This window comes from Shewanella sp. ENK2 (assembly GCF_043568515.1).
GTDB classification, from domain to species: Bacteria; Pseudomonadota; Gammaproteobacteria; order Enterobacterales; family Shewanellaceae; genus Shewanella; species Shewanella japonica.
The window spans coordinates 1,520,981-1,544,892 of the sequence record NZ_CP171406.1 but is presented as its reverse complement, the minus strand read 5'-3'; the positions used below and the strand labels follow the sequence as shown (position 1 = coordinate 1,544,892).

At 43.3% G+C, this 23,912-nt stretch carries 17 protein-coding genes and 1 pseudogene; 8 read left to right on the top strand and 10 right to left on the bottom strand.

Going from position 1 to position 23,912, the window contains the following annotated elements; all coding sequences use genetic code 11:
* Positions 1-22: 22 nt before the first annotated feature.
* A pseudogene (locus ACGEDC_RS06730) lies at positions 23-576 on the bottom strand (carboxymuconolactone decarboxylase family protein).
* A gap of 380 nt (positions 577-956) precedes the next feature.
* Between ACGEDC_RS06730 and ACGEDC_RS06725 the strand changes: the two are divergent.
* From ACGEDC_RS06725 to fhuB, 6 genes are all read left to right on the top strand, one after another.
* A complete protein-coding gene (locus tag ACGEDC_RS06725) occupies positions 957-1,859 on the top strand; it encodes a helix-turn-helix domain-containing protein (protein ID WP_080917073.1) in 903 nt (300 codons plus the stop codon).
* Between the two features lie 184 nt (positions 1,860-2,043).
* A complete protein-coding gene (locus tag ACGEDC_RS06720; RefSeq protein ID WP_394497277.1) occupies positions 2,044-4,218 on the top strand; it encodes a TonB-dependent siderophore receptor in 2,175 nt (724 codons plus the stop codon).
* A gap of 72 nt (positions 4,219-4,290) precedes the next feature.
* Entirely contained in the window at positions 4,291-5,013 is a 723-nt protein-coding gene (locus tag ACGEDC_RS06715; protein WP_372037526.1) for a siderophore ferric iron reductase, read from the top strand.
* Positions 5,013-5,780: an ABC transporter ATP-binding protein gene (locus ACGEDC_RS06710; RefSeq protein WP_055025542.1), complete on the top strand. Its 768-nt coding sequence runs from the start codon at positions 5,013-5,015 to the stop codon at positions 5,778-5,780. Before ACGEDC_RS06715 ends, ACGEDC_RS06710 begins: the two co-directional genes overlap by 1 nt.
* Positions 5,774-6,760 carry an ABC transporter substrate-binding protein gene (locus ACGEDC_RS06705; protein WP_394497274.1) on the top strand — a complete coding sequence of 329 codons (987 nt, stop codon included), beginning with the start codon at positions 5,774-5,776 and terminating at the stop codon, positions 6,758-6,760. Before ACGEDC_RS06710 ends, ACGEDC_RS06705 begins: the two co-directional genes overlap by 7 nt.
* The gene (gene fhuB, locus ACGEDC_RS06700) at positions 6,753-8,780 is read left to right on the top strand and encodes a Fe(3+)-hydroxamate ABC transporter permease FhuB (RefSeq protein WP_192021702.1); all 2,028 of its coding nucleotides are present in this window, start codon (positions 6,753-6,755) and stop codon (positions 8,778-8,780) included. The genes ACGEDC_RS06705 and fhuB overlap by 8 nt, the downstream gene beginning before the upstream one ends.
* A 117-nt stretch (positions 8,781-8,897) precedes the next feature.
* On the opposite strand, the gene ACGEDC_RS06695 is transcribed toward fhuB, so the two are convergent.
* The 5 genes from ACGEDC_RS06695 to ACGEDC_RS06675 are packed head-to-tail and all read right to left on the bottom strand — an operon-like array spanning position 8,898 to position 12,753.
* Positions 8,898-10,979, bottom strand: coding sequence for a heavy metal translocating P-type ATPase (locus ACGEDC_RS06695; protein ID WP_394497271.1), 2,082 nt, complete (start codon positions 10,977-10,979; stop codon positions 8,898-8,900).
* Entirely contained in the window at positions 10,979-11,293 is a 315-nt protein-coding gene (locus tag ACGEDC_RS06690; RefSeq protein ID WP_055025539.1) for a YtxH domain-containing protein, read from the bottom strand. Before ACGEDC_RS06690 ends, ACGEDC_RS06695 begins: the two co-directional genes overlap by 1 nt.
* Complete coding sequence (locus tag ACGEDC_RS06685; RefSeq protein ID WP_055025538.1) at positions 11,286-11,591, bottom strand: magnetosome protein MamC; 306 nt, start codon at positions 11,589-11,591, stop codon at positions 11,286-11,288. Before ACGEDC_RS06685 ends, ACGEDC_RS06690 begins: the two co-directional genes overlap by 8 nt.
* Entirely contained in the window at positions 11,588-12,469 is an 882-nt protein-coding gene (locus tag ACGEDC_RS06680) for a hypothetical protein (protein WP_394497268.1), read from the bottom strand. Before ACGEDC_RS06680 ends, ACGEDC_RS06685 begins: the two co-directional genes overlap by 4 nt.
* Positions 12,466-12,753 (bottom strand): HMA2 domain-containing protein, encoded by a 288-nt coding sequence (locus ACGEDC_RS06675; protein WP_156003384.1) that lies wholly within the window; start codon positions 12,751-12,753, stop codon positions 12,466-12,468. Before ACGEDC_RS06675 ends, ACGEDC_RS06680 begins: the two co-directional genes overlap by 4 nt.
* A gap of 402 nt (positions 12,754-13,155) precedes the next feature.
* Between ACGEDC_RS06675 and ACGEDC_RS06670 the strand changes: the two genes are divergently transcribed.
* On the top strand, positions 13,156-13,515 hold the full coding sequence (locus tag ACGEDC_RS06670) for an HMA2 domain-containing protein (protein ID WP_394497266.1): 360 nt from the start codon (positions 13,156-13,158) through the stop codon (positions 13,513-13,515).
* Between the two features lie 27 nt (positions 13,516-13,542).
* Here the strand turns inward: ACGEDC_RS06670 and ACGEDC_RS06665 are convergent, their stop codons facing one another.
* Positions 13,543-13,944, bottom strand: coding sequence for a hypothetical protein (locus tag ACGEDC_RS06665; RefSeq protein ID WP_394497264.1), 402 nt, complete (start codon positions 13,942-13,944; stop codon positions 13,543-13,545).
* Between the two features lie 196 nt (positions 13,945-14,140).
* On the opposite strand from ACGEDC_RS06665, the gene ACGEDC_RS06660 reads away from it, so the two are divergent.
* Positions 14,141-15,088 carry a LysR family transcriptional regulator gene (locus tag ACGEDC_RS06660; RefSeq protein ID WP_055025534.1) on the top strand — a complete coding sequence of 316 codons (948 nt, stop codon included), beginning with the start codon at positions 14,141-14,143 and terminating at the stop codon, positions 15,086-15,088.
* Positions 15,089-15,164: 76 nt separating this feature from the next.
* On the opposite strand, the gene ACGEDC_RS06655 is transcribed toward ACGEDC_RS06660, so the two are convergent.
* The 3 genes from ACGEDC_RS06655 to ACGEDC_RS06645 form a co-directional block, all read right to left on the bottom strand.
* Entirely contained in the window at positions 15,165-17,624 is a 2,460-nt protein-coding gene (locus ACGEDC_RS06655) for an alpha/beta hydrolase family protein (protein ID WP_394497261.1), read from the bottom strand.
* 154 nt (positions 17,625-17,778) lie between these two features.
* On the bottom strand, positions 17,779-19,893 hold the full coding sequence (locus ACGEDC_RS06650) for a winged helix-turn-helix domain-containing protein (protein WP_394497259.1): 2,115 nt from the start codon (positions 19,891-19,893) through the stop codon (positions 17,779-17,781).
* A 342-nt stretch (positions 19,894-20,235) separates the two neighbouring features.
* A complete protein-coding gene (locus tag ACGEDC_RS06645) occupies positions 20,236-23,883 on the bottom strand; it encodes a S8 family serine peptidase (protein WP_394497257.1) in 3,648 nt (1,215 codons plus the stop codon).
* Between the last annotated feature and the right edge of the window lie 29 nt (positions 23,884-23,912).

The following is a 23,912-nucleotide window of genomic DNA, read 5'->3' as shown; positions in this document are numbered from 1 at the left end:
ATGCTTTCGCTGGTGCTATGTTTTACTTGTTGTCTTGCCATGCAAATGGCTGAAATGGCGCATCTACTGGAGTATGTGCAATGTGATTAACGTAGTTGCTGATCACTTTTTGCGACAAACCTAGAATAATTTCCAGTAACTGCTGTTGACCATAACCTGCCGCAAAGAAGGCGTCCATTTCTGCATCGGATAATAAACCACGTTTACGAACCATGAGTAATGTGGTGTCGTGCAGCGCTTGTAACTTGTCAGTTGGCATAGCAGTGCGGTTTCTTAGTGCTTCGGTTAATTCACTATCAACCTTCATCATTCCTGCAATAGCGGTATGTGCTGGGACACAATATGTGCAGCCATGCTCAACATTAATGGTTTGCCATACTACGGTAAGCTCTTCGGCGTTAAATGATGAGTTAGTAAATAGTTTATGTAGGTCTTGATATGCCTCAAATGTCGCAGGAGACTCAGCCAGCACACCATGTAGGTTGGGGATCATGCCGTTAGCTTTTTAGATTGCGCTAATAAATCTTTACTTGCTGCAGGCGCAGTCTCTAAGGTGTGAATAGTAAATTTGCTCATGGTGTACTCCAGAATTTATATCATTCAAATGTGTTTAATTAATTCAAATATTATTAGCAGTAATACACCATGTTGTTGGCGTACATTTGCTTGGCTTGGTTAAAATATAGAATGAATTGAACGATCGTTCAAGTGTTATTTTGAACAATTGTTCAAAATGGTTTGATTATCTATCTAAGGTGATGAAAACTATCAGCAAAATAATTGTGCTGATAAAAGTGTTACATTAGTCGTTATCTGAATTGGTTGATGGAGCTGTTGGGCGAGGGGCTTTATGTTTTGCTATTCGCTTGCTATAACTAGTTGTAGCTATAGCTGCTTTATTTTCGAGAATTTTTGCCGTTTATCGTTAGTTTTGATCATTATTTGGAAAGACATCTATGAGAGGCCAGTCGCCTTATTCTCGCGTTGAGCGAATCCTTGAATATATCCATCGCCATATCGATCAAACCTTAGGTTTGGATGATTTAGTGGAGGTGTTTGGCATTTCAAGATGGCAATTGCAGCGTATTTTTCAGCAGCAAACTGGTTTAAATGTGGCCCAATATGTCAGGGAGTTAAAGTTAAGTTTAGCAGCCGAAAAAGTACTGACGACCCATGATCGTATGCTAGATATAGCGTATCAATTTGGTTTTACTTCTGAGGTCAGCTTTAGTCGTTCATTTAAACAACTGTTTGGTCTTAGCCCTAGTCAATATCGCAGACGGGGTACCAAAGTTGGTCTAAGAAACCCTATCACTCAACGAGCTGAGCATTTTATTGATAGTACTTCTTTGCAGACCCGTATTGAGCATCGACCAGAGTTTACTGTTTATGGTATTTCAAGTCCGTTAAACGGTTTGTTGGAAGCCTCGCCAAACGTGGCAACAATTGTGCCTAATTTATGGGAGACCTTATTTAGTCAACTCGGTGAGAGCACGGAATGTAAAGCGCAATTGGTTGGGGTTGTAGATACCCAACAGCAAACACCAGAGCATGCCAATTTACATTATTGGGCGGCATTGCAAATCGATGCACCTTCTGCTGAAACATTACAGTCCTATGTTACACAAGCTAAGTTATCCAGTTTGGTTATCCCTACCCAAGATTATGCTGTGGTGTCTTACCATGGTTTAGCGAGTGGCTTTAGCCAATTGGTTGAGTGGTTAATATGCGATTGGTTACCTCAATCAGGCTTTGACAGCGTGAATGGTTTTGAACTTGAACATTATGGACCACTCACGTCCCATATTGATACACCCACCGATATGGAATATTGGTTACCTATTCGAACCTTGCCTTAATACAGTTAATTAGGAATTGTGATTTTACTCTCGAAATCATACTTTATTTCAAATTTCCTCGTTTCATGCACCAAATTGTTAAATGTAATAGGATGAAACACTATATTATTCGCGCTTGATAATCATTCTCATTACTATTCATGTTTATTGACATGAAATTGAACGATATAAGGCAGAGGGCGGTATGGTCTCATCTAAGAATAAGAAGTCATTTAACATCACCATGGTTGCAGCAGCAATCACTACTTCAATGGCATATAGCCAGCAAGTATTGGCTGAAGAAAGCAATGACTTAAGTATTGAAGTGCCAAAGTTTGAGACAATTACTGTTCTCGGCCAAGCCTACAGAAACACAGCAACCAAAACGTCTTTAACGCCACAGGAGACGCCACAAGGTGTGACGGTTATTGACAGTGAGTTGTTAGATCAGCGAGGTGTTAAGTCGTTAAACCAAGCGCTTCGTTATGTTCCTGGTGTCACTACTGAGCAAAAAGGTGGCGCAGTCACCATGTATGACACTTTCAATATCCGTGGTTTTGATGTAAACCAAAGCTACTATGACGGCTTGGTGCTGCAATCATTAACAGGCTGGAACTTACAACCACAAATTGACCCTATTGCACTTGAGCAAGTTGAAGTGTTTAAAGGCCCGACATCGGTACTTTATGGCTCAATGCCACCAGGTGGCATGGTCAATATGATTGCCAAAACGCCACAAGAAATGCGCAGCACTGATGTGAATGTTGCAGTGGGTTCTGACAACCTAACCGAAGCATCGATTGATACTACTGGCCAAATTGGCGATAGTGATTTCTCATACCGTGTGATTGCTTTAGCACGCAGTAAAGATGGTCAAGTAGACCATACTGAAGAAGAGCGTTTTGTATTCGCGCCTTCGATCGATTGGAATGTGTCAGATAGCACTTACATTAACTTTAACTTGTACTATCAAAATGACCCGTCAATGGGGATGAATTCATCATTACCTGCATCGGGCATGATTTACGACAACCCAAATGGCAGCACGAGCCCATCGACATTTGCGGGTGATAAGAATTGGTCTGAGTTTGAGCGTGAATTTGTGTTAGCTGGTTATAAAATCAATCACGATTTCAACGATAACTGGTCGTTCTTACAAAACTTCCGCTATATGGATGCAACGTTATCGCAAAAGAACACTTACCACTTAGGCGACAACTTTGACCCTATGACAGGTGACTTAGATCGTAACATCTACAGCACTGAAGAGAGCTCAACGGGCTACACCATAGATAACCAGTTATCTGGTTTAGTCTATACCGGTAACTTAGAGCACAACCTATTGTTTGGTTTGGATTACCAAAAACTTGATGGTGTGTCAGCGTACTCAGAGTACGGCACGACGAGCCAGTTTGGTACGTTCAATATCTTCAACCCAAATAATGACATGATTGACCCATCGCAGCTGTCATCAACCTATGATGCAAAAGATGATGTGATGGTTGAGCAAACGGGTTTGTATTTCCAAAACCAAATGCGCTACAACAACCTGATCATGATTTTAGGTGGTCGCTATGATGATTACAGTTCATCAAGTGAATATTCAGATGACTACGGCGATAGTAAATCAGCAGCTGATCATCAAGAGTTCTCTTACCGTGTTGGTGCTATGTACGAATTCGACAATGGTATTTCGCCATTTGTTAGCTATGCAACGAGCTTTGAGCCAGTTGCAGGGACTAAAACGGATGGTTCAACCTACAAGCCTGAAATGGGTGAGCAGTTTGAGTTTGGTTTAAAATATGGCTCTGCTGATCAAAGTAAAACAGCGGCATTGTCATTCTTTAACATCGTGAAAAGTGACGCGCTAATGGCTAACCCAGATGACCCATGGGGCGATAAGCTGCAAATCGGTGAAATCGAATCTCGTGGTGCAGAGTTTGAAGGTCAATGGTATGTGACTGACAGCTTTGATGTTGCCGTTAACTACACTTACATCGACATGGAAATTACCAAAGACAGTGGTAATGGCTTACAAGGTACACAGCCTATCTATGTGCCAAAACATGCTGCATCGTTATGGACTAACTACCATATTGATGATGGTGCGTTAGCTGGTATGCGTATTGGTGGTGGTGTACGTTACGTGGGCGAAATGCAAATGGATGCCATGAACACAGACCAAGTTGATTCTTACACCTTAGTTGATTTATCAGTGGGTTATGACTTAGGTGAGTTCAGTACTAGCTTGCTAGGTGCCAGTGTTAACTTAGTGGCTAATAACCTATTCAACGAAGAATACTACACCTGTTATGACTCAGTGAATTGTTGGTACGGTGCTGAGCGAAACATTGAATTAAATTTCAAATATAACTTCTAATCTAGTGTGAAGTGTTTGCCATAAAGCGGAGCCGTATCGCTTTATGGCCCTAATTTATCGATTGGTCAGGCCATGAGTTTAGCTGTTTTTAACGATATATATCAGCAATGTGAACAAATCTCTCCTTATCTTAAAGGGGAGATTTTGGTTTCTGACCGTCCAGATTCTTCTTTGATTTCATACCATGGTTCTAACCTAGCGAATATTCGCTCACTGTATCAAAGTATCAAGCTGCAATCGCCTGAGGCTGGTCAAGCTTATTGGCTCACTCGTAGCTGGGATTTACTGACATGGCAGCCATTGTATGTTGCCATTACTGCGATTTATCACTGCCAAGTCTTGCCTGATTTATGCAATATGTCTCAGCGTCATCAAGATGGTGTCGTGGCAGGTTTTTGTTTTTCATGTACTGACTGCGATACCGGTGAATATCATCAGTTAGTCAGCGCCGCAGGTCAGCAACTTTTGACTATTTTCGAGCATTTTCGCCAAGAGCTAGATCAATCTGTTCGCTGTCGCCCTCGATTTGTTGAGCACTTAATTGCAGATGCATTATTGTCTCGCTTACTCTTATTGCAACAGACTAATCCTGAATTCTCCGCTACTTTTATTCGTCAACAGGCCGTGTTGTGGCTCGATGCTTTGTCATTATCTGATGAGCACATCACGAAGATTCAGCTTTCACCTATAACAAACCAATTAGTGTTTACACGTTCTAGCTGTTGCTCCGTGTATAAAACCGTTACTGGCCAAAAGTGCGCTAATTGCCCCAAGTTAAAACAGAAGAGTGTTTAATGTACCAACTGAGTCACGTTAAAGTTATCCGCGATGAGCGCACCATTCTTGATATTGAACAACTGAATATAGATCCCCACGCCTTAACCGTCGTGCTGGGTCATAATGGTTCTGGTAAGTCGACACTCGTTAATCTTTTGGCTAACCAGTTTCAGCCAGAAGCGGGTGACATTACCTTAGATAACCAACCGCTGAAAAAATATTCTGCCAAAGAGCTTGCTAGAACCGTTGCTTATTTGCCGCAAAAGCTACCTGAGGTGGCAGGATTAAATGTGTCAGAGCTTGTTCGCTTAGGCCGTTTCCCTTGGCGTGGCACGCTAGGGCGCTGGCGTGATGAAGACCAACAAATTATCGAAAAAGCGATGGCTGAAACTGGGGTTACAGAGTTTAAAGATGCGTTAGCGGATCAACTATCAGGTGGTGAACGACAACGTACTTGGGTGGCAATGTTATTAGCTCAACAGGCCAAAATGATGATCCTTGATGAGCCCACATCCGCTTTAGATATTCAGCACCAATATCAATTGATGGAGCTACTCAGTCGCTTGAATAAAGAAACCGGTGTTGGGGTGATTGTCATTTTGCATGACCTTAACTTAGCGCTGCGTTTTGCCACGCAAATAGTGGCATTAAAGAAAGGCCAGATAGCGTTTCAGGGTGATACTGATATTTTACTTGATGAAGCCTTGCTAAGTGATTTATATGCAACGCCAGTAACCTTAGTTGATCATCCTAACAAGCCACATAAGGTGGCGATTGTATGTTAAAACCATCTGCCTTGTTATGGTCGTATTTATTGGCATTTATTGTGATTATGCCAGCGTTTGCAGAGCCTAGTGTCGCTGTCGATACTGGCAAAACAAACACCCAAATTACCATCGAGGATAGTCGTGGTATTCAGGTTTTACCACGCACTCCTAAGCGTGTTGCAGCGCTCAACTGGGATATTGCAGAGCAAGTATTAGAGCTGGGCGTTACACCTATTGCCATGCCTGATGTTGCAGGCTACAAAGAGTGGGTGATGAACCCGTTAGTACCCGATGAGGTGATGGATGTTGGCACTCGTGTGGAGCCTAACTTTCAACGTTTAGCAGCATTAAAACCTGATGTGATAATCATTGCATCACCACAGTTAGATTTATTACCCCGACTTGAACAAATTGCGCCAGTATTATTTTTTCAAACCTACAGCGAGCATCATGACAATGCTAAGGCGGCGTTAGATAACTTTTTTAGTATCGCAAAAGTATTAGACAAAACCTCACAAGCTCAAGCCAGAATTGACAAAATGCATGCAGTGATCGATGAGCTGAAACAACAATTACTCACGGCATATCAAGGCAAACTGCCTAATGTAAGCACTTTTAGGTTTGCCAGTATGACCTCGGTTTATTTGTATGGTGACAATTCTACCGCTCAATATGCTTTATCGTTACTTGGTATCAAACCAGCTATCGAAGTGGAAGCCACTCAATGGGGCGTGAAACAGCAGAGGTTAAAATCACTTCGACATGTGGGAGATGGCGTCGCACTGTATTTTGAGCCTTTTGCCCAAGAAGCTGAACTTGAAGAAAGTGTCATGTGGAATGCCATGCCTTTTGTGCGTCACAACAAGATGAACAGTATTGAACCTGCATGGAATTATGGCGGGGCCATTTCAATTGAATACATGGCCCAAGCTCTCACTCGCAGCTTATTAGCGATTGCGCCAACCTTTGAGATTCATAAGGGGGCGATGCATGAGTAACCTTGCGATGTCGCAGCGCTACGTATTTACCTTTGTTGCACTGGTATTAGCGGTATTGATGTCGGCGCAGATTGATACCCAAATCCTTGTTTCCGAGCAGTTGTCATTGTTGATGAACTTTTCTGACAGACTCACTTTGGCAGATAGTTTTGATGCCATCATGTTTGTTGAATCTCAACTGCCACGGATTGTTATGGCAATCATGGTTGGCGCCATGTTAGGCCTGGTCGGCAGTTTAATGCAGCAGTTAACACAAAATCCATTAGTGTCGCCCATGACGCTGGGTACTGCTTCAGGGGCCTGGCTTGCACTGGTGGTGATGAATGTGTGGTTTCCGTCGTATGTGGGTGACTATGCACCGATAGCGGCATTAATTGGCGCTATGCTGACATTGGGGTTAGTGATTCTAATTGCGGGAGTACGCAACCTCGCTGGTTTACCTGTGGTGCTGGCAGGTATGGCGGTTAATATCTTACTGGGTGCTATTGCAACGGCGATTATTCTACTTAATGACCAATATGCTAAAAACCTGTTTATATGGGGAGCAGGGGATCTAGCGCAAAATGGTTGGGCGCAAATACAGTGGCTACTGCCTAAGTTGTCTGTAGCTGTACTTATCTTCATATTCGCACCACGGATATTAGCCTTGTTGCGCATGGGGCAAGCAAGTGCTTCTGCCCGTGGGCTGAATATCATTCCTGCCATTTTAGGCTTATTTGCCATTGGCCTGTGGCTTATTGCAGCCAGTATTACCAGCGTTGGTGTGATAAGTTTTATTGGCTTGTTAGCGCCAAATATTGCTCGGCAGCTGGGAGCAAGAACCCCAAAAGATGAACTGTTTTACAGCATGTTGTTGGGCGGTCTTATTCTAGTGTTAACCGATGCACTTGCTGTGGGGTTAAGTGTATTAACCTTTGATTTAGTGCCATCGGGTACCGCTGCTGCCTTTATCGGTGCGCCAGCATTGATTTGGTTTACTCGCCGTAAACTATCAGCTCAAGATCAGTTGTCTTTTTCAATGCCGAAAAGTCATTATGTGATGAGCCAAGCTAAATTAATGGTGTTAGTTGCTGGTTTAGTGTTACTCGGCTTATTTACGACGGTATTTAATCAAGTCACTGTTGCTCAAGATGTATCGAGTGCTCAAGACATCATCTGGACTTGGGCAATACCTGACGCCTTTGGCTGGCAAATTCAGTGGCCAAGGTTGCTGACTGCAGCTTCTGCTGGAGCTGGGCTTGCGGTCGCAGGCGTGCTACTTCAACGTTTGATTTATAACCCGTTGGCAAGTCCTGATATTTTAGGTATTTCTGCTGGGGCGACATTAGCCTTAGTTGGCGGTGCGATTTTTGTTGGGTTAAATATTTTTAGCACTGCGCCTGCCATTGCCTTTTTAGGTAGCATGTCGGTATTAGCTATCTTATTGGTCTTAGGCAAACGGCATCAGTATGCGCCTTCAATGCTTATTTTAATTGGTATCGCACTGACTGCATTGATTGAAGCCATAGTCCAATTTGCGTTAGCCAAAGGCGATGAAACGTCTTATATCATTTTGAGTTGGTTGGCTGGCTCAACCTATCGAGTGACACCATCTTCGGCATTAACCTTAGTTGCCATGGTGATTGGTTTAATTGGTTTTGCATTGGTGACATGTCGCTGGTTAACATTGATTTCAACGGGGCGAGAGTTTGCTAAAGCCAGAGGCTTGAACGTGCCCAAAGCATTTGTCTTGTTGCTAAGCTGCGTGGCATTACTTTGCGCTGCAGTCACTGCAACCATGGGACCTGTTGCATTTATTGGCTTACTTGCACCGCATATGGCAGTGATTTTAGGTGCCAAAAAAGTTGAAATGCAATTACCAACAGCTGCGGTATTAGGTGCAGGCTTGATGGTGTTTTCTGATTGGTTAGGGCAAAACCTAGTTTATCCGTCGCAAATTGCCGCTGGGACTATCGTATCTGTCGTTGGCGGAATTTACTTTATCTTGCTGCTATTACAAGGCAGGCGGTCGATGAATTAGCCTTATATCAGTTAAAAACTAAGTGGTATTGGACAACAGGTGCCAATAAAAAAGCCCAGTTACACTGGGCTTTTTTGTGGTTAAAACAAGATGTTTTAGGTCGCGGATTGGCGAGAACTAGCCGATCCTCGGGCCATTCTTGATGGCGACCGAACGAGCCAGAATTCCTAACGTTGTCCCGTTATGCAATAACGCACTCATGGTTGGATTAAGCCAGCCAAGTGCTGCAGCGAGCATAATGCCACTGTTGACGTATTCAGCGACTTTTATGTTGCTGTTGATCATCTTCATTGCGATTTGAGACAGCTGATAAGTTTCAGCAACACCGTATAACCTATCTTGCAGTAACACGACATCGGCAGCTTGTCTGGCAAGCTCTGTGCCTTTGCACATGGCTACACCAACGTTAGCTTTGGTTAATGCAGGTGCATCATTTACGCCATCACCCACAAACATCACTTTATGGCCTTGCTGCTGCAATGACTCAATGATGGTTGATTTGGTTTCTGGTGTCGCCTCTGCAAACACTCTATCGAGTTTGAGATCTTCTCCAAGCATGTTGGCTTTGTAGACACTATCGCCAGAGATCATCATCAATTGGCTAATGCCCAACTGTTTTAGATCCTCTAGGGTTTGATAGACATCTTCACGTAGGTGATCTCTAAGGCCAATCATGCCCATCAGTTCGCCTTGATGAGAGATAAAAATCAGATGACGCCCTTTGGCTTCATATTGACGAATTTGCTCTTCATAGGCACTAAAGTCGACAGATTCATGTGACTCAAGGAAGTGACGACTACCCATAACAAGGCAATGGTCATTGACGGTGCTTTTGAGCCCATGAGCAATGACGTATTCCACTTCACCATGATCAATGTGTGGCAGTTTATGATGTTTAGCAGCGTTCACTACCGCTTGCGAAAGTGGATGGTTGCTGTGCTCTTCAACTGAGGCTGCAATGGCCAATAAATCTCGAGCGCAGTGTTCACCTTGGCAATTGAATGGCACTACGTCGGTGACCTCCATATCGCCATGGGTTAAGGTGCCAGTTTTATCGAATACACACACATCCACTTCGGCTAGCTTTTCGATGGCGCTACCGCCTTTGAGTAAGATGCCTTGCTGAGCGGCGCGGTACATAATGGACTTGAACGTCACTGGTGTACTGAGTTTTAGCGCACAGGAGTAATCGACTAAAAAGACAGATGCGACACGATTAATATCTTGAGTCAGTGTAAATACTGCAGCACCGATCCCTAAGGTAATTTTTACGCGGCGATTCGCCATGTCTTGGGTGACTTGCTGGATCTCGCTTTTTTCGCTCAGAGAGTCGTAAATCAGTTGGGCAATTTTAGCGGTAGTCGCTTCACTGCCGACTTTATCAACTCTGACCTTAATTGTGCCTTCATGCACGCTAGAACCTGAATACACAACGGCATCGAGCTCTCGTCGAATAGGAACACTTTCCCCCGTCAACGCTGACTGATTAATTAGCGCAGCGCCATCAATGACAACGCCATCAATCGGAACAGGGTCACCTGGCACTAATTCGATAATGTCGTTCACCGCAAGCTCAGTTGAGCTTACCTGCAGGCGAGTGCCATCAGGCATGATCTGCCAAACTATAGACTCTTGTGGGATCATCAAATCAGCGAGCAACTTGTCACTTTTACGACAGGTTTCTTGCTCCATGAATTCGCCAAGACTAATCAGCGTTTGGGTCATCATCGCAGTGCGATAATCTCCGCGATAGGCTGATAAACCTACGGCGATAGCATCAAGCACTTCAACTGATACACGTTTTTGCTTCAGCTCTGAAATGCCTTCAGCAAGGGTCGGTGCTATCAGAGTGGCAGTGGTCAAAGCCCCCCATTTATTAGGCAGCAAAGCCGCTGATAAAGTACCAATGACATTCATGGCGATATCGCCACGGGTAAATTGATGCTCAGACTCTTCAAGCTCAGCTTCGCTAAGATCAATCTGGGTTAGCCTAGCCTCGATAGTGTGAGGCTCAAGCAAGTTGTCATCGTAATCAATCACAATCGAGTGAGCGGCTTCATTGACCCGCACAGCACTGACGCCTTGGATCACCATGAGGCTTTTTTTGATCCACTCGCCAGTATCTTCAAGCTCGGTTGCGCGATTGAGCTTGAAGCGTATACGACCCGGAATATGGTGCTTAATTCGCAACGGGATCATTATTCACCTTTATGCAGATTACGGTAATAATCTAACTCAGCTTGTGTGTCTTCGAGGCGCTCTTTGAGCTCTTCTACTTCACCACGTACTGTAGACCAGGCTTTTTCGCCGGTTGATGCCACACTTTGTTGCACCTTTTTATTACTGATCAAATACGCCACGGCAGCGCCTGCGGCTAACCCCATCATAAAGTGGGTTTTGGTGTTTTGTGCTTTATATGGTGCAGCGTTTTCAGTCGGAGCAGACTGTGCCTGTTGAGCCTGACCTGCTGGGCCATAACCGTAACCATAGCCATAAGGAGGATAATTATTCATGGTGATTTTTTCCTGAAAATTGATCGACGAGGTAAAGTCCCGCTGCGCCTGCAGCCAAAATCGTCATTAATGACAAGACTGGACGGCCAGCCATTTTACCAGCAGCATAAGTGGTGAGCCCACTGATTGCCGCCGCTTGAATAGCTGATTTAGTCGCCTTAGACACCATCATTTCTGCTTCTATCTCACCTTGTTTGTAAGATTTCCACTGGGTGGCGACCGAGGCGCCACCGCCTACCATGGCACCGACAAGCAAGGCACGGCTGGCAGGGCTTAGTTGGCTGTATGTATTACTCATGCTGGTTTCATTTCATCTGATGATTGCGTTGCTAGCACTGGTGTTTCTTCAGTTGGAGCAGGTTCTGTTTCAGCAGTCGCTTCTTCAGCTGGTGCTTGATAATGACGCTCTACCGATGCTTGAAAACCTTCTTTACCCGCACTGTAGGTGTCTTTAAAGATTTCACTGCTGTTAGTCACGTTTTCTTTAACGCTACTCGCTGTTTGGCTTGCGGTTTCTTTTACTTTACCGCCACCCGTTTTGAGCATGTCACCTGCGCCAGAGACTACGTCCATTAACTTGCCACGGACTTTATCATTGCTAAGTAATAATGCGGCTGCAGCGCCAATCATTGCGCCTTTCCAAAATTCTTTATCGTTCATACCTAAGCTTCCTAATATGTCTTTAAACATGCCTGCGTCTTCACCTAATGCTTGTTCGAGCATGGCTTGCGCCTGTTCCATAAATGGATCGTTTTGCTCTGCATTTGCGTCAGGTTCTGACTGAGGTGGCATGTTAGGGTGAGGATAATATGCGGGGTGCATCATGTGCGGTTGTGACCACATTGGATGATGTTGCGCATAGGGTGAGTGATAGTGTGGATGCCCGTGTGGGCCATTAAATCCTGGGTGCATATGCGGATGGTTATGCTGCATGCCTTGATGCATGCCCGGATGCATATGAGCATGAGGGTGTTGCATGTGAGGGTAGGCTGCATTAGGCGGCATACCGTAACCATAACCTGGAGGCATATGTGATTGGTAAGGATTCATTTCTGGTGGTACTTGAGCCTGCTGTGGCTGAGCTTGCGGATTTTGCTCTTGTTGAGGGACGCTTTGATTGTCGCCTTGTTGAGCATACTGTGGGGCATAACCCTCGGATGTGTATTTATGGCTCATGTTCTAATTCCTTCGGCATTTAAGTACTGAGCAAGGGCGAAATAAGCGTGTTCTGCCTGCTCATCTGTTCCTGCGAAAAGATCATCAACCAGCTCAGGTTTGACGAGATTGGCGTTGTATTCAATGACGATGCTACCAGTCGATTTATTGATCTTATAACTGACAAAAGCGGGTACTTGAGCAATCACATCGTCAACATTTTGCAAATTAAACTGCATCAGGTGTGACATGATCCCAAGCTTGTATTTGAGACGAATTCGGCCGGGAATATGATGAGCTATCATGACCCAGCGTCTCATTTTGATAACTTTGTTTAGATATTTGTCCATTCGAGCATTATACGAACCGAAAATCTTGAGTTATTTGTTTAAGATCACGTTTGAGTGAATTTTTATGGCAGGGATCGTTAATCATCCGTTTAAATTTGAAGTTGAGCGAAAAAGTGCTGTAGGGAGTAGCGTTAAGCTGATGATATTGAATGCTTTAATATATATATGCTGAAACAGACTTGGTTTTGTAAGTTTTGTAAAGATTGTGCGGGAAGGGGATATGTTATTGAAGTAAGCAGAACAGGGATAAAGAAATAATGTTTGAAGGTCAAAAATGTGATCGAGTGCTTTACGTACAATTGCTGTCAGTGATAATATTAGTGTAATGATAATGATTATCAATTATAGAGGTGTGCGATGAGTGTTTATGTTCATAAAACAAAGCAAAGGTTAAGAGTGAGATCTGAATATATTCGCTACAATAAAGATCAAGTTGTTGAGCTTATTGAGCAGCTAAATGAAATTGATGCTATCAAACATATTAAACACCAATGCCATGCAGGTTCAGTCGCAATTACCTTTGATGATAATGAGCTTGATTGTGAAAGCTTGTTAGAAATTCTAGAAAGTCATGATTGGCTAGTTGAAAGCGGTAAGTCATCATTCGTTGAAAGTGCTGTTATTGCGGGTACTAAAACGCTAGTAAAAGGAATGGCAGGTATTGCATTATCTCGCCTAGTTGGGCCCTCAATCAGCCGCGTCATTCTTAGCGTTTAATGGGTTATTAATTCAGATTAAATTTTTTCATCGCACATTTACAATTCCCCCAGCGAGTGCTGGACAGCGTTTACAAGGTGGCGTTTTTAGCGGCAGTTGCGCAATCGAACGTGGCTGAATTTGGACGGCGTTTGTCGCTGCAGGTTTTGCTGTAGAGATAGGCATTTTTACGCGGCTAACAGGCGCAATATGAGATGCCTGACCACTGTCATTAAACCATGATAAAACTGGATTGAGTGGCTGAATAAGTTCCGATACAACATTACCAACAACTTGCCCTGACAACTGATTAAGCTCTTGCTTTAGTTGCGGATTAAGCAAGGTGACTTTACTGGTGTTTGCCGTTAACGCATTCAATTGCTTTAATGACTTATTGGTCAATTTTTTTGACTTCTTCTTTAGCTTTTTTAGCGCGCTTTTTGAACTCACTGTAATGCCTGCTACGTCATGGACTTGATGATAAAATAGCAAAATTTACAACGTAAATAAATATTATTCTCATTTAGTTGTAGTTTTTTTATACTTGCTAAGGTTATTCATCCCAGAACAATTTATAAATTGACTCCTAAGTTGGACTAATTAGGTCATTATTAGTCACACATCGAATTAAATTAACGGTAATTTCATGTCTTTAACCAAACAATTGGCGCTATTTGTTGATGTCGTTCAGCAAGGCTCGTTTACCAAGGCTGCAACTTTGCATGACATGGACAATTCGTTGCTGTCTAAACAGATTAAAAAATTAGAAACGGAACTTGGTGTGCAGTTATTGAATCGTTCAACACGTTCGTTTTCATTAACCTCAGCTGGAGAAGAGATTTTAGCTCAAGCGTTACAGCTGACTGATACCTTATCCCAAGTTCAAAATATTGCAGATTCATACCAGTCAAAGCCTAAGGGGATTATTCGCATTACGTCTGGGGTGTATTTTGGCCAATTATATTTGCAGCCAGTGATCACCCGTTTTATGAAGCAATACCCTGAGGTAAAAGTCACCCTAAACTTAGATGATAAGCGCACTGACATTATTACAGACCATTTTGATGTGGCATTTCGAGTTGGCAAACTCACCGAGTCGAATTTAATTGCACGGAAAATTGCTAAAACTCACTTTGCCATTGTGGCGTCAGAATGCTTTATTCAAGAACATGGTATGCCTATGACACCTGAAGAGCTGATTCAACTGCCTGCAGTGGTCTACGGCAATGGTAATGTGAATTTAGATCAGATGTGCTTAACTGAAACTCCCCATGGCGATTTGTATAAAATGTATAAAATGCGTGGTAATTATAAAGTCAGTGATGTGCGAACGTTAATCGATGCAGTTAAGTCTGGGCTCGGTTACAGCTTGATTGATTTGTTTAATTTAGAAGAGCCTATCGCGCAATCTAAGTTAGTACCATTACTGACTAACTATGGTTTATCAACGATGGATACAGGCATTTATGCGGTATACCCACATCGAAAACAGACTTTATTAGTCAGTGAGTTTATTAAGGCGGTGCAAGAATATATCGGTACACCGCCATTTTGGCTCGAACATATTCCCAACTACAAACAGCTCTATCAGTAATCCTTGTGTCTGAATAATTAAAAAGCCCTGAATCATCAGGGCTTTTTATTGGTTAGGTTTGTCCTGTCATAAAAGCTTACTCAGACTCAGCTGCTTTTGTTTCAGGATAAAGCGTGTTCCACCATTGTGGCTCGTCTTTCAAATGTAAGTCGAACCATGCCAAGGTTGCATCCCACCAATCAAAGCGAGCTTGGCGACCATTTATATGATGGTCTTGGCCGTTGAACTCTATCAGTTCGACTGGTTTATCTAGCATCTTTAATGCGGTGTACATGTAGTGGCTTTCACCGACGGGTACATTGGTATCAGCATTACCGTGAAGCAATAACATTGGGGTGTTAATCTTGTCGGCGTTATAAAGCGGGCTGTGTTCAACATACAAATCACGGTTATTCCATGGGAAACTGCCTTTACTCGCAATTCCTGAGTAGCCGTAACCCCACCAACCATGGCCCCAGTAAGCTGATAAGTTACTGATCCCAGCATGTGCCATTGAAGCGGCAAAAATATCGGTTTTAGTGGCTAAATACATGGTCATAAAGCCGCCGTAAGAGGCGCCCATGTTACCAACACGTTTAGGGTCGACAAAGTTATGTGCCTTCAAGAAGGCTTGTGTACCTTCGATAATGTCATCAGCGCTGTAGTCGCCCCAAGCGTTAACGTGACGACCACTGAATGCTTGGCCATAACCTGTCGCACCATTAGGTTGTAATACATACACGACATAACCTTTCGCAGCCCATAGGTTAAATGGCCAACGACCAGTAAAGTTACGGGTTACTGGCGATGTACCGCCATAGTAATAAACAAGTGCTGGGTATTGTTTATTGGCGTCAAAATCAACAGGCAGATAGACACGGCCATCAATGTTGTGACCATGTTTGTTGGTAAAATCGAAGTCTTGAATATCACCTAAGCGCGTATCAGCATAACTGGCTGCTTGGCTATCAAATAGCAGTGACTTTTTACCCGATTTCATCAAGTAAGCTTTTTGTGGCACGGTGGCAGAGGTGCCAGCGTAAGCAATAACAGGTTTTGATAAGTCGCTGGCTACGCTGAAGCGATTAACCATATCCATGCCTGCATTAAATTTATTAAAGCGCTTTTTGCTAATATCGAACAAATATAATTGGCCACGGTCGCCTTCGCCAACGCGCAATACTAAGTCGTCATTACTCAGTTTTGCTGCGCCGCCAATAGCAGGATCAAAGTCTTTGCTGAGAGCGGTGACTTCACCTTCGTTACTACGCCAGTAAAGCTGGCCATCATAGTTATTGACAACCACGCTAGTGTCTTGAACCCCTAGACCGTTCATAAAATCAGGCCCGGCCATGATGTACATTCCATCATCAGTATAAGTGGCTGAATTGAAAGTACGGTATTCACCAATGAGCTTTTCAGATAGGTCTTTTACATTGAGCTCAACCAGTTGAGTTAAGCTATGAGCTGGTTCTTTATAATCAACAGGTGAACGAGTCAGCAGGAGTGTTTCTTTATCGGCATGACTGTCGAGCAAGTAGCTGCTGAGTTTGTCATTGGTTAACTGGCGAATGAAGCCTGATTTAACATCTAATTGATAAATTTGGCTGTTGTTACGCCAGTAACTCCATCTATCTTGCAGGGCTTGGAAGCGTTTATTGGTTGCTTTCTCGTCTGCTTTATAGGGCTTTTCCCAGCTAAATAGTAAGTTATCGCCGTACCATTGAAGGCCCGAGACGTTTTCCATGTCATTAGCGAGGATATCAAGGTTAATGCCATCTACAGTGAGCAGTTGTATTTGATTGTCGGCAACAAAAGCCAATTGTTTGCTGTTATTTACCCAAGCGGCGCTTGCTGGAGCACTGTGCTGCCAACGATAAAGCACATCTTTACTTGAGGTACTGATTAACTCGGTGACACTGACAGGTTTATTGTCATTATTGGCCGGATAATGGCTTTTGCTTTGGAGTAAATATTTGCCATTTGGCGATAGGTTCAGACTCGTGACGACTTCGGAGTCAAACAACTGCTCAGGAGACACTCGATGGGTTTTAGTTGCTGTAAAACTCGGATTATCAACATCTGACTTACCTTGCCAGTCAATACTGAACTCAGATTCATCATCACAGCCATCGGCTAAAATCATGAATTGGTAATCGCCACTTTGCAGTGCGATTTCAGCTTTAGCAGATGCTTCAAGTAGCACACCGTTAAGGTATATCTGCGGCTCATTAAGGCCTGAAATCGTTAATGTACCTTGGGTAAATCGCTCTGCACTAAGCTGGACTTTATAGCCAACCCAACCGGCTGCGGTTTTAGTATCAACAGCTTGCCATTGGTAGCTTTTACCAAAAATATCGATATCACTATTAGCTGACAAGCTTGATGCAAGGTTGGCTCTTAGAGCATCACTGTGACTGCCAGCCGATAAAGATTGTGAAGTGGGAATGGCGACAGGGCCAAATTGTTGAATATGACTATGGTCGATTTCTGCGCTGTGGCTGAATCCTGAAAACGCCAAAGCGATGCTGGCACAAACCAGTGAAAGTGCTTTCATGGGGCATCCTTGTTGTTATTAATTCTTTGCTTGAATTTAAACCCAAAATTAGCGCTACAGTGTGTCAAAAATTGTGCGCTTATGCACCATGTTTTAATTCGTTAAACTTAGTTGGCTTGTAAAAGAATATGTCACAAGTTTTTAGAGCTCATGGCTAGTCTGATAGTGGAATGCGATAAATATCAGCATCATTGATACCCTGCATACTGACAATTAAGTGACCGTCAGTGCTACTGGCAAGGCTGCGTTCATTGCGAATACTCATTGCTGGTAAGGTAAACGCTGTAGTGATTTGGCCATTGGCATCACGTTTTTGAATGAGGTCATTCTCATCGCTTCGCTTAAGGTAATACAAGGCATTTTGTTGATAGAAAAAACTGCCCCAATCTTTGGCTCTCAGTGAGTCATTCACTTTGGTGTGAGTGCTTTGGGTTTCATCATTAGCGGCTTGAATAACTGACCCATCGCTGATGGCCCAATAATAAATTCCAGGCTCATTATCTAACGTGTAGTAAATACCATTTTTATCGTCTTCGATGGCAAATTTTATATTTTTATCAAGGAGTAGGCTGACTTTTTTTGTGGCAAGGTCGAAGTGATAAAATCCCCAATGTTCGTTAACAAATGCCGAGTAATAAATAGCGCTACCATCATTAGAAAAAGATGCGTAGCGCACATTGCCTTTCACTTGTTCAATCTTTGCTAAGGTTTGGTTTTGAGTATCACCTAAGTACAGTTCATTGTAGTCAATTCCATAGGTGCGAATAGGTGCAGCATACAAAGAACTTGTTGGAGAAGGGGAAGGGATTGAAATCATACCGATATCATTGGTTAGCATCATATTTTCATTTTGACGCTTAAGCCATAATTCCCAGTTCCCTGAGCGATTAGATAAAAAGATTAATTCGTTGGTTGCGGTAAAGTATTGTCCATATAAATCGCGAGATGAAGAGATAAGCTGTTTGATGATTTGCCCATCTTTTAACGAGCGATGTGTGATGTGTTCTTGTGAAATATGCCTTGCATAATACAGGCTCTGGTTAGCTTCATTGATTGTAATGCTGCTGATGGTTTCATCTTGGTGAAAAGCGCTTAATGTTTGGGTGTCGAAGTCGTATCGTTGTATGACAAAGTCCGCTTCCCTTAGCGCGGTAAAATACAATTGATTTTGTGTATGTTCCCAGTCCATTCCAATGATAAGGGTTTCATCTGAAATGAGGTTGGTTGTGGTGTTGCTATCGAGTGAATACAGCATGATCTTTGCTTGCATGTTATCTTGGCTTCGCATGACAGCAAGCTGAGTTGAGTCTGTTGACCAGCTCATCATTAGGTCATGCTCACCAGCTAATGGGGCGGTTAACTGAGTCACTTCCTGAGTATCGAATTGATAGCTAAAAATAGCTGATGCATCAGTGGTCGCTTTGACATACGCAAGCGCTTTACCGTTTGGCGACCATTCAAGACTGTGTAAATACCCCTTACTAACGCAGGCATTATCCAGTTGCTTATCTTGGTTTGTGATGAGATCACGAACATGCACAAAACACTGATTATCGACTGTGGTTCTTAGGTAGGCCAATGATTGTCCGTCAGGCGACCAGCTTGGCGTTGCTTCGGTATCGTGACTCATTGAAATTTGTCTTAGTGGGGCATCTTCGTCTTGTAAATTCTTAATGTATAACTGACCTTTTGTCCCACTTTTACGCCATTGAAACGCCATAAACCGTCCATCAGGTGAAATGGATGGTCGCTCTTCTACACCTTCAAAATGTGTGATTCGCTCTGGTTTAACCTGAGCATTAATCGGAGGCTGGGTTAACTTGGTTGCTGTTTGGCTGACAAAAAATGCAATACATGCAATTAACGCCAAAGAAAACCCTATAAATATGGGCTTTTTATTATCAGATTTTTGCTGTTGATGAGTGACCACCTTAGTAATGGGGACCGGATTAATTAATAGCTGGTAACCCACTTTTGTGACGGTTTTGAAGTAATCTTCAGGCTGTTGTCCAAGCTCAGAAAATGATTTTCGTAACTGCCAAATGGCATTCCCTGTTCCACGCTTTCCTACTTCAATATTACCTTGCCATACTTTTTCAATTGCTTGTTCTTTAGTGACTGTTTGTTGAGGATGAAGCAGCAATAATTTCAAAAATTCGAATACTTTTGCAGGTAAGGCAACCGTATTGTTTTCTGAGGTGATAGTCATGTCGTAACAGTTGATAATGCATTGACCAATCTGGTAGCGCTGATAAGGAAGGGAAATCATATTAACAGCATAAACTCCTGAGCGTGTTTCTATTCGTTATTATGTTCAGAGTAATATTTGGTTATGGTGCTTAAAAATATTATTTAACGGTGCTGGTATATTTTATTAATGCGTTTTAGGCATGACCAAATAGCTTTGAGTAACATAACTGATTTATTATTTTTTGAAATACGCCAAGAATTTTGGGATCTTGGATAATGTTTACTGATAGGAGTGTTTTTATAACAATTACAGCGCCTTAAGTTATATTGCTTAAATGTTAAATTAATGTTTCAATTTGTATCTCGGGAAATAAAAAAGCGCCATAAGGCGCTTTCTATTCATTTTAGATGTTATCTAAGGTTAGTGTTGTCTGCGGCGTAACCCAAGTAAAGCGAGCAAGCTTAAGCTTAACCAGCCTAGGCTACCACCATCGTCACTTTTAGGTTCTGGCGCCGCTTCAGCCACAGGTGCATTAATGGTCATGGTAAAGCGAGTTTCGGTTTTATTGACCATGTCATCAGCTGTTACTACCACCTCATAAGTCCCAGCAGCTGCAGTACCAGTAATCATACCTGTTTTACTGTCGATACTGATGCCTTCAGGTAGACCCGTCGCGCTAAATGTCAGTGCATCACCTTCAGCGTCGCTGAAATACATTGAGGCATCAATTTCAGCCGCTTGTTGAGCATCCATGGTGACAGCTGGCATTTCAGCTATAATTGCTGGTGCAATATCATTAACGTTATTAATGTTAATCGTCACTGTCGATACCGCAGTGTATGCGTTACCTTGATAGCCAATGACTTCTAAGTCATAGCTCATGTGGCCTGCATCATAATCGATAGCATCAGGGTTGTTGACGGTGATTTCTCCGTTGTTTGCAACCGAGAAAGGATCGCCAGGAATTGCTTTGGCTAATGCCAGTGTGTATGGAGACCATTCTGCTTCATATTGACCATTAGCAAAGAAGGTTTCTGCATCCAGTTCAACATGGGCAACCACTTCTCCCATTTCAGCATCTTCATTAATGCTGTGACTTTGGCCGTCTTTGGGATGTGGAATAAAGGCATAATCACCTTGGCCCATAGGCGTCGCCATTGCCCAGTTATTTTCCAGGCTCATGATTAACATCCCGTCATTTTGACAGCCACCGCCACCAAACCCGAAAGAAAAGTTACACTCACTTGCCATCGCAAGTTCGGCTGTTTCGCCAGCGGCTAGAGTGACCATCGGGCTGTAATCTTTGGCTTCACCTTCTTCCACTAAGCGAGAGATTAATGGTAGTCCACCATCTTTACTTTGTGTTTCGACCATTTCGCCGGTAAACCAGTCGAAATACTCAGTTGTGGTTGTCTTACCATATTGGACCGGATTAAACAGAATAATGGGTTCACCAAGGTTTGCTAAAGCGTCGCGGTCGGTGCCAAAAAGCCAGCCTTGGTTTTGGTCAAAGTCCTCTAAGCTCGCCATGTTTTCGCCATGATATAAGTCATCGAGACAGTATTGTGCGACAAAGTTTTGGCCATGACCTGTGACATACGTGGGTAAGCTAGATTTTGTGTAGCGGCCATAATGATCGGTCCAGTCGTACTCTTTGTTAAAATCAATGTAGTAGGAATGTGGCTGACCATTTTCATCAACTTCAATAAAACCACTCATGACCATTTGAGTCGCTTCATCCCATGCATAAGGATCGCCATTGACTGCTTTATCGAGTTCGTTGTCGATAACAAACTGCTCTTGGTAGGTACTCCAATAGACAAGTGCTGCACCCGCTTTATCAAAATGGTTCGCCATCCCGACATCATTCGGTTCAAAGAAGCGGCCAGCAACAACCATTTTTTTACCTGACGAACACATCGCTTCATCATAAATACCACCAGCAACCGTGTTGAGCATATTACCTTTGGTATGCTCTTTGCCGACATTGATGTTGGGTTGGTGTTTCATGGCAGGAAACACGGCAAACGTTGTTTCTGTTTCACTGTCATTGGTAAATTGCTGTGCATATGCACCAGCTGTTTCGCTAAATTTTTGAGTAAACTCAGTACCGTATATTTCTTCATACGTATCAAAGTGACGGGTGATAGAAGTTTTCGCGCGTGGTTTGGCAAGCCAATTCACACTCAGTGTTGGTCGTTCTTCAGCCATTAATTGTAGCTGGCCTGAAAGCTCGATTTTTTGCCAATTTTCAATAGTTAAATCACTGCCCATTTTCATCGGCCAGTTAGCCAGCTTGGTGTAATCAACAACCATAGTCACTGGGAAAACGACCGTTTGTCCTGCAGGGACACTGATATTGGCTGGATGCTCCCAAGTCAGCGCCATGTCGCCATCTTTGCCCATGCTTGTTAGGGCAACATCGTAAGTGACGGTTTCTTCTGAAAGGTTTTTAAGCTGCACTTGTTTGGTATAACGCTGCGTGCCAGTGCCTTCTGAAAAGCCAAAACTGAGGTTAGGCTGATATGAGCCTTTTTCCCACACAACCGCTGCAGAAGCTAATGCGTCTTCAAGGTTTTCAGCGCCGCTACCAATAAGCGTTAATTCACCTTGCTTGTTGTTTAGATCCATGACTTTGTTGTTGGCTGTATTCATAAGCAATGCTTTGATTTCAGTCATCGACAATGAAGGGCGTTTTGATTTTAATACCGCAGCGGCGGCAGCCATGCGGGCAGCTGCCATGACAGTGTCAGATTGGGTGTCCATTTCATCGCCACCACCGACAACGGCGACTTCGATATCTTCAGCGTAGCTGACCATATCAGGTTTACTGAATGTTGATGCACCACGAACTGGGCCATATGGGGTCTTTTCTGTGACCATCATATTGCCTTCTTCGTCAGCAACCATGCCACCAACTGTTAATGCACTCGGCGCGGCGCCGCGCCATGTCATATTAAAACCATTGTCGTACCATTCTCCGCCATTACCAGCGTTAACTACCACTAAGCTACCTAATGCCGAAGCCATTTCAATTGCATAAGCTTCAATCACTGCACCTGATACGCCATCATCATGCTCAGCATAAAATGCATTACCACCTAATGCATCGACGACAATGATGTCTGCTCGATCGTCAAAACTGCCATCTTGATTTGGGTCAAGAGCGTATTCTAGAGCCAACATAAATGTGCTTGAAGTTTCTGATGACAAGCTATAGCCGTAGCCATATGGATCAGACACATTTGAGGTTTTATACGCTGCAATTTTGGCTGCAGGCGCTAAAGCGTGAACAACGCTGGCAAGTCGAGTACCGTGACCTGTATTGTGTGTCGCACCGTCGTAATCACGGGTAAAATACACATTTTGGTCGATTGGGTTTGGATCTAATCCCCAGCCTGCATCACTGGCTAAGTCCATCCCTTCAACAACCACATCTGTTGGAAAACCATCAAATGCATTAACGGCATTCTCCATTGCTGTTGCATAGGATTCATCGCTGCCATCGCCGCCAAGTCCTGTATGGGTATAATCAACACCACTACCAATGATGGCAACTTTAACGCCTTCACCCGCTGTCATGTCGTCAGAAAATGCTGGCGCAGAAGCTGGAGTGATAGAGTTAATCGAAGGACTTGCTGCTGTACGAAGTGCATTTGTTGGCACGCTAATAGGTGCTGCAGCCACAACCACGGCTTGTACACCATCAAGTTGTTTAATTTTTTCAATATAGCTGCTGTCGGCTTGTACTCGAATAAAGTTACCTACGAGTTTAGAACCAGGAAGCGTCTTGATATTGCCATCAAGCGCCATGATGTTATTAATCACTTGCTGCTGACTTGCTTCTATTTGTTGTAGGCGCTGGGCAAATTTACTTTTGTTGTTGATAGTTGCTTTAGTTAATGACCCTTTATCAGATAAGTAAACATATAAGGTAGCATTTTCGGTTTGTTGAGCTGAGGCTGAGTAAGGTGACAACACATCAGACTGACTGGCAACGACGCTAGCTGCTGGCATCATTGAGGCGATTGCAATGCACGTCGCTAGTTTTGACTTAGTAAATGACATAGGGTTTCCCTTCAAATTATTGTTTTATA

Bases quoted from the DNA above. Each gene is read 5' to 3' on its own strand.
- ACGEDC_RS06725 (WP_080917073.1), top strand. From the start codon at position 957: ATGAGAGGCCAGTCGCCTTATTCTCGCGTTGAGCGAATCCTTGAATAT.
- ACGEDC_RS06720 (WP_394497277.1), top strand. From the start codon at position 2,044: ATGGTCTCATCTAAGAATAAGAAGTCATTTAACATCACCATGGTTGCA.
- ACGEDC_RS06715 (WP_372037526.1), top strand. From the start codon at position 4,291: ATGAGTTTAGCTGTTTTTAACGATATATATCAGCAATGTGAACAAATC.
- ACGEDC_RS06710 (WP_055025542.1), top strand. From the start codon at position 5,013: ATGTACCAACTGAGTCACGTTAAAGTTATCCGCGATGAGCGCACCATT.
- ACGEDC_RS06705 (WP_394497274.1), top strand. From the start codon at position 5,774: ATGTTAAAACCATCTGCCTTGTTATGGTCGTATTTATTGGCATTTATT.
- fhuB (WP_192021702.1), top strand. From the start codon at position 6,753: ATGAGTAACCTTGCGATGTCGCAGCGCTACGTATTTACCTTTGTTGCA.
- ACGEDC_RS06695 (WP_394497271.1), bottom strand. From the start codon at position 10,979: ATGATCCCGTTGCGAATTAAGCACCATATTCCGGGTCGTATACGCTTC.
- ACGEDC_RS06690 (WP_055025539.1), bottom strand. From the start codon at position 11,293: ATGAATAATTATCCTCCTTATGGCTATGGTTACGGTTATGGCCCAGCA.
- ACGEDC_RS06685 (WP_055025538.1), bottom strand. From the start codon at position 11,591: ATGAGTAATACATACAGCCAACTAAGCCCTGCCAGCCGTGCCTTGCTT.
- ACGEDC_RS06680 (WP_394497268.1), bottom strand. From the start codon at position 12,469: ATGAGCCATAAATACACATCCGAGGGTTATGCCCCACAGTATGCTCAA.
- ACGEDC_RS06675 (WP_156003384.1), bottom strand. From the start codon at position 12,753: ATGATAGCTCATCATATTCCCGGCCGAATTCGTCTCAAATACAAGCTT.
- ACGEDC_RS06670 (WP_394497266.1), top strand. From the start codon at position 13,156: ATGAGTGTTTATGTTCATAAAACAAAGCAAAGGTTAAGAGTGAGATCT.
- ACGEDC_RS06660 (WP_055025534.1), top strand. From the start codon at position 14,141: ATGTCTTTAACCAAACAATTGGCGCTATTTGTTGATGTCGTTCAGCAA.
- ACGEDC_RS06655 (WP_394497261.1), bottom strand. From the start codon at position 17,624: ATGAAAGCACTTTCACTGGTTTGTGCCAGCATCGCTTTGGCGTTTTCA.
- ACGEDC_RS06650 (WP_394497259.1), bottom strand. From the start codon at position 19,893: ATGATTTCCCTTCCTTATCAGCGCTACCAGATTGGTCAATGCATTATC.
- ACGEDC_RS06645 (WP_394497257.1), bottom strand. From the start codon at position 23,883: ATGTCATTTACTAAGTCAAAACTAGCGACGTGCATTGCAATCGCCTCA.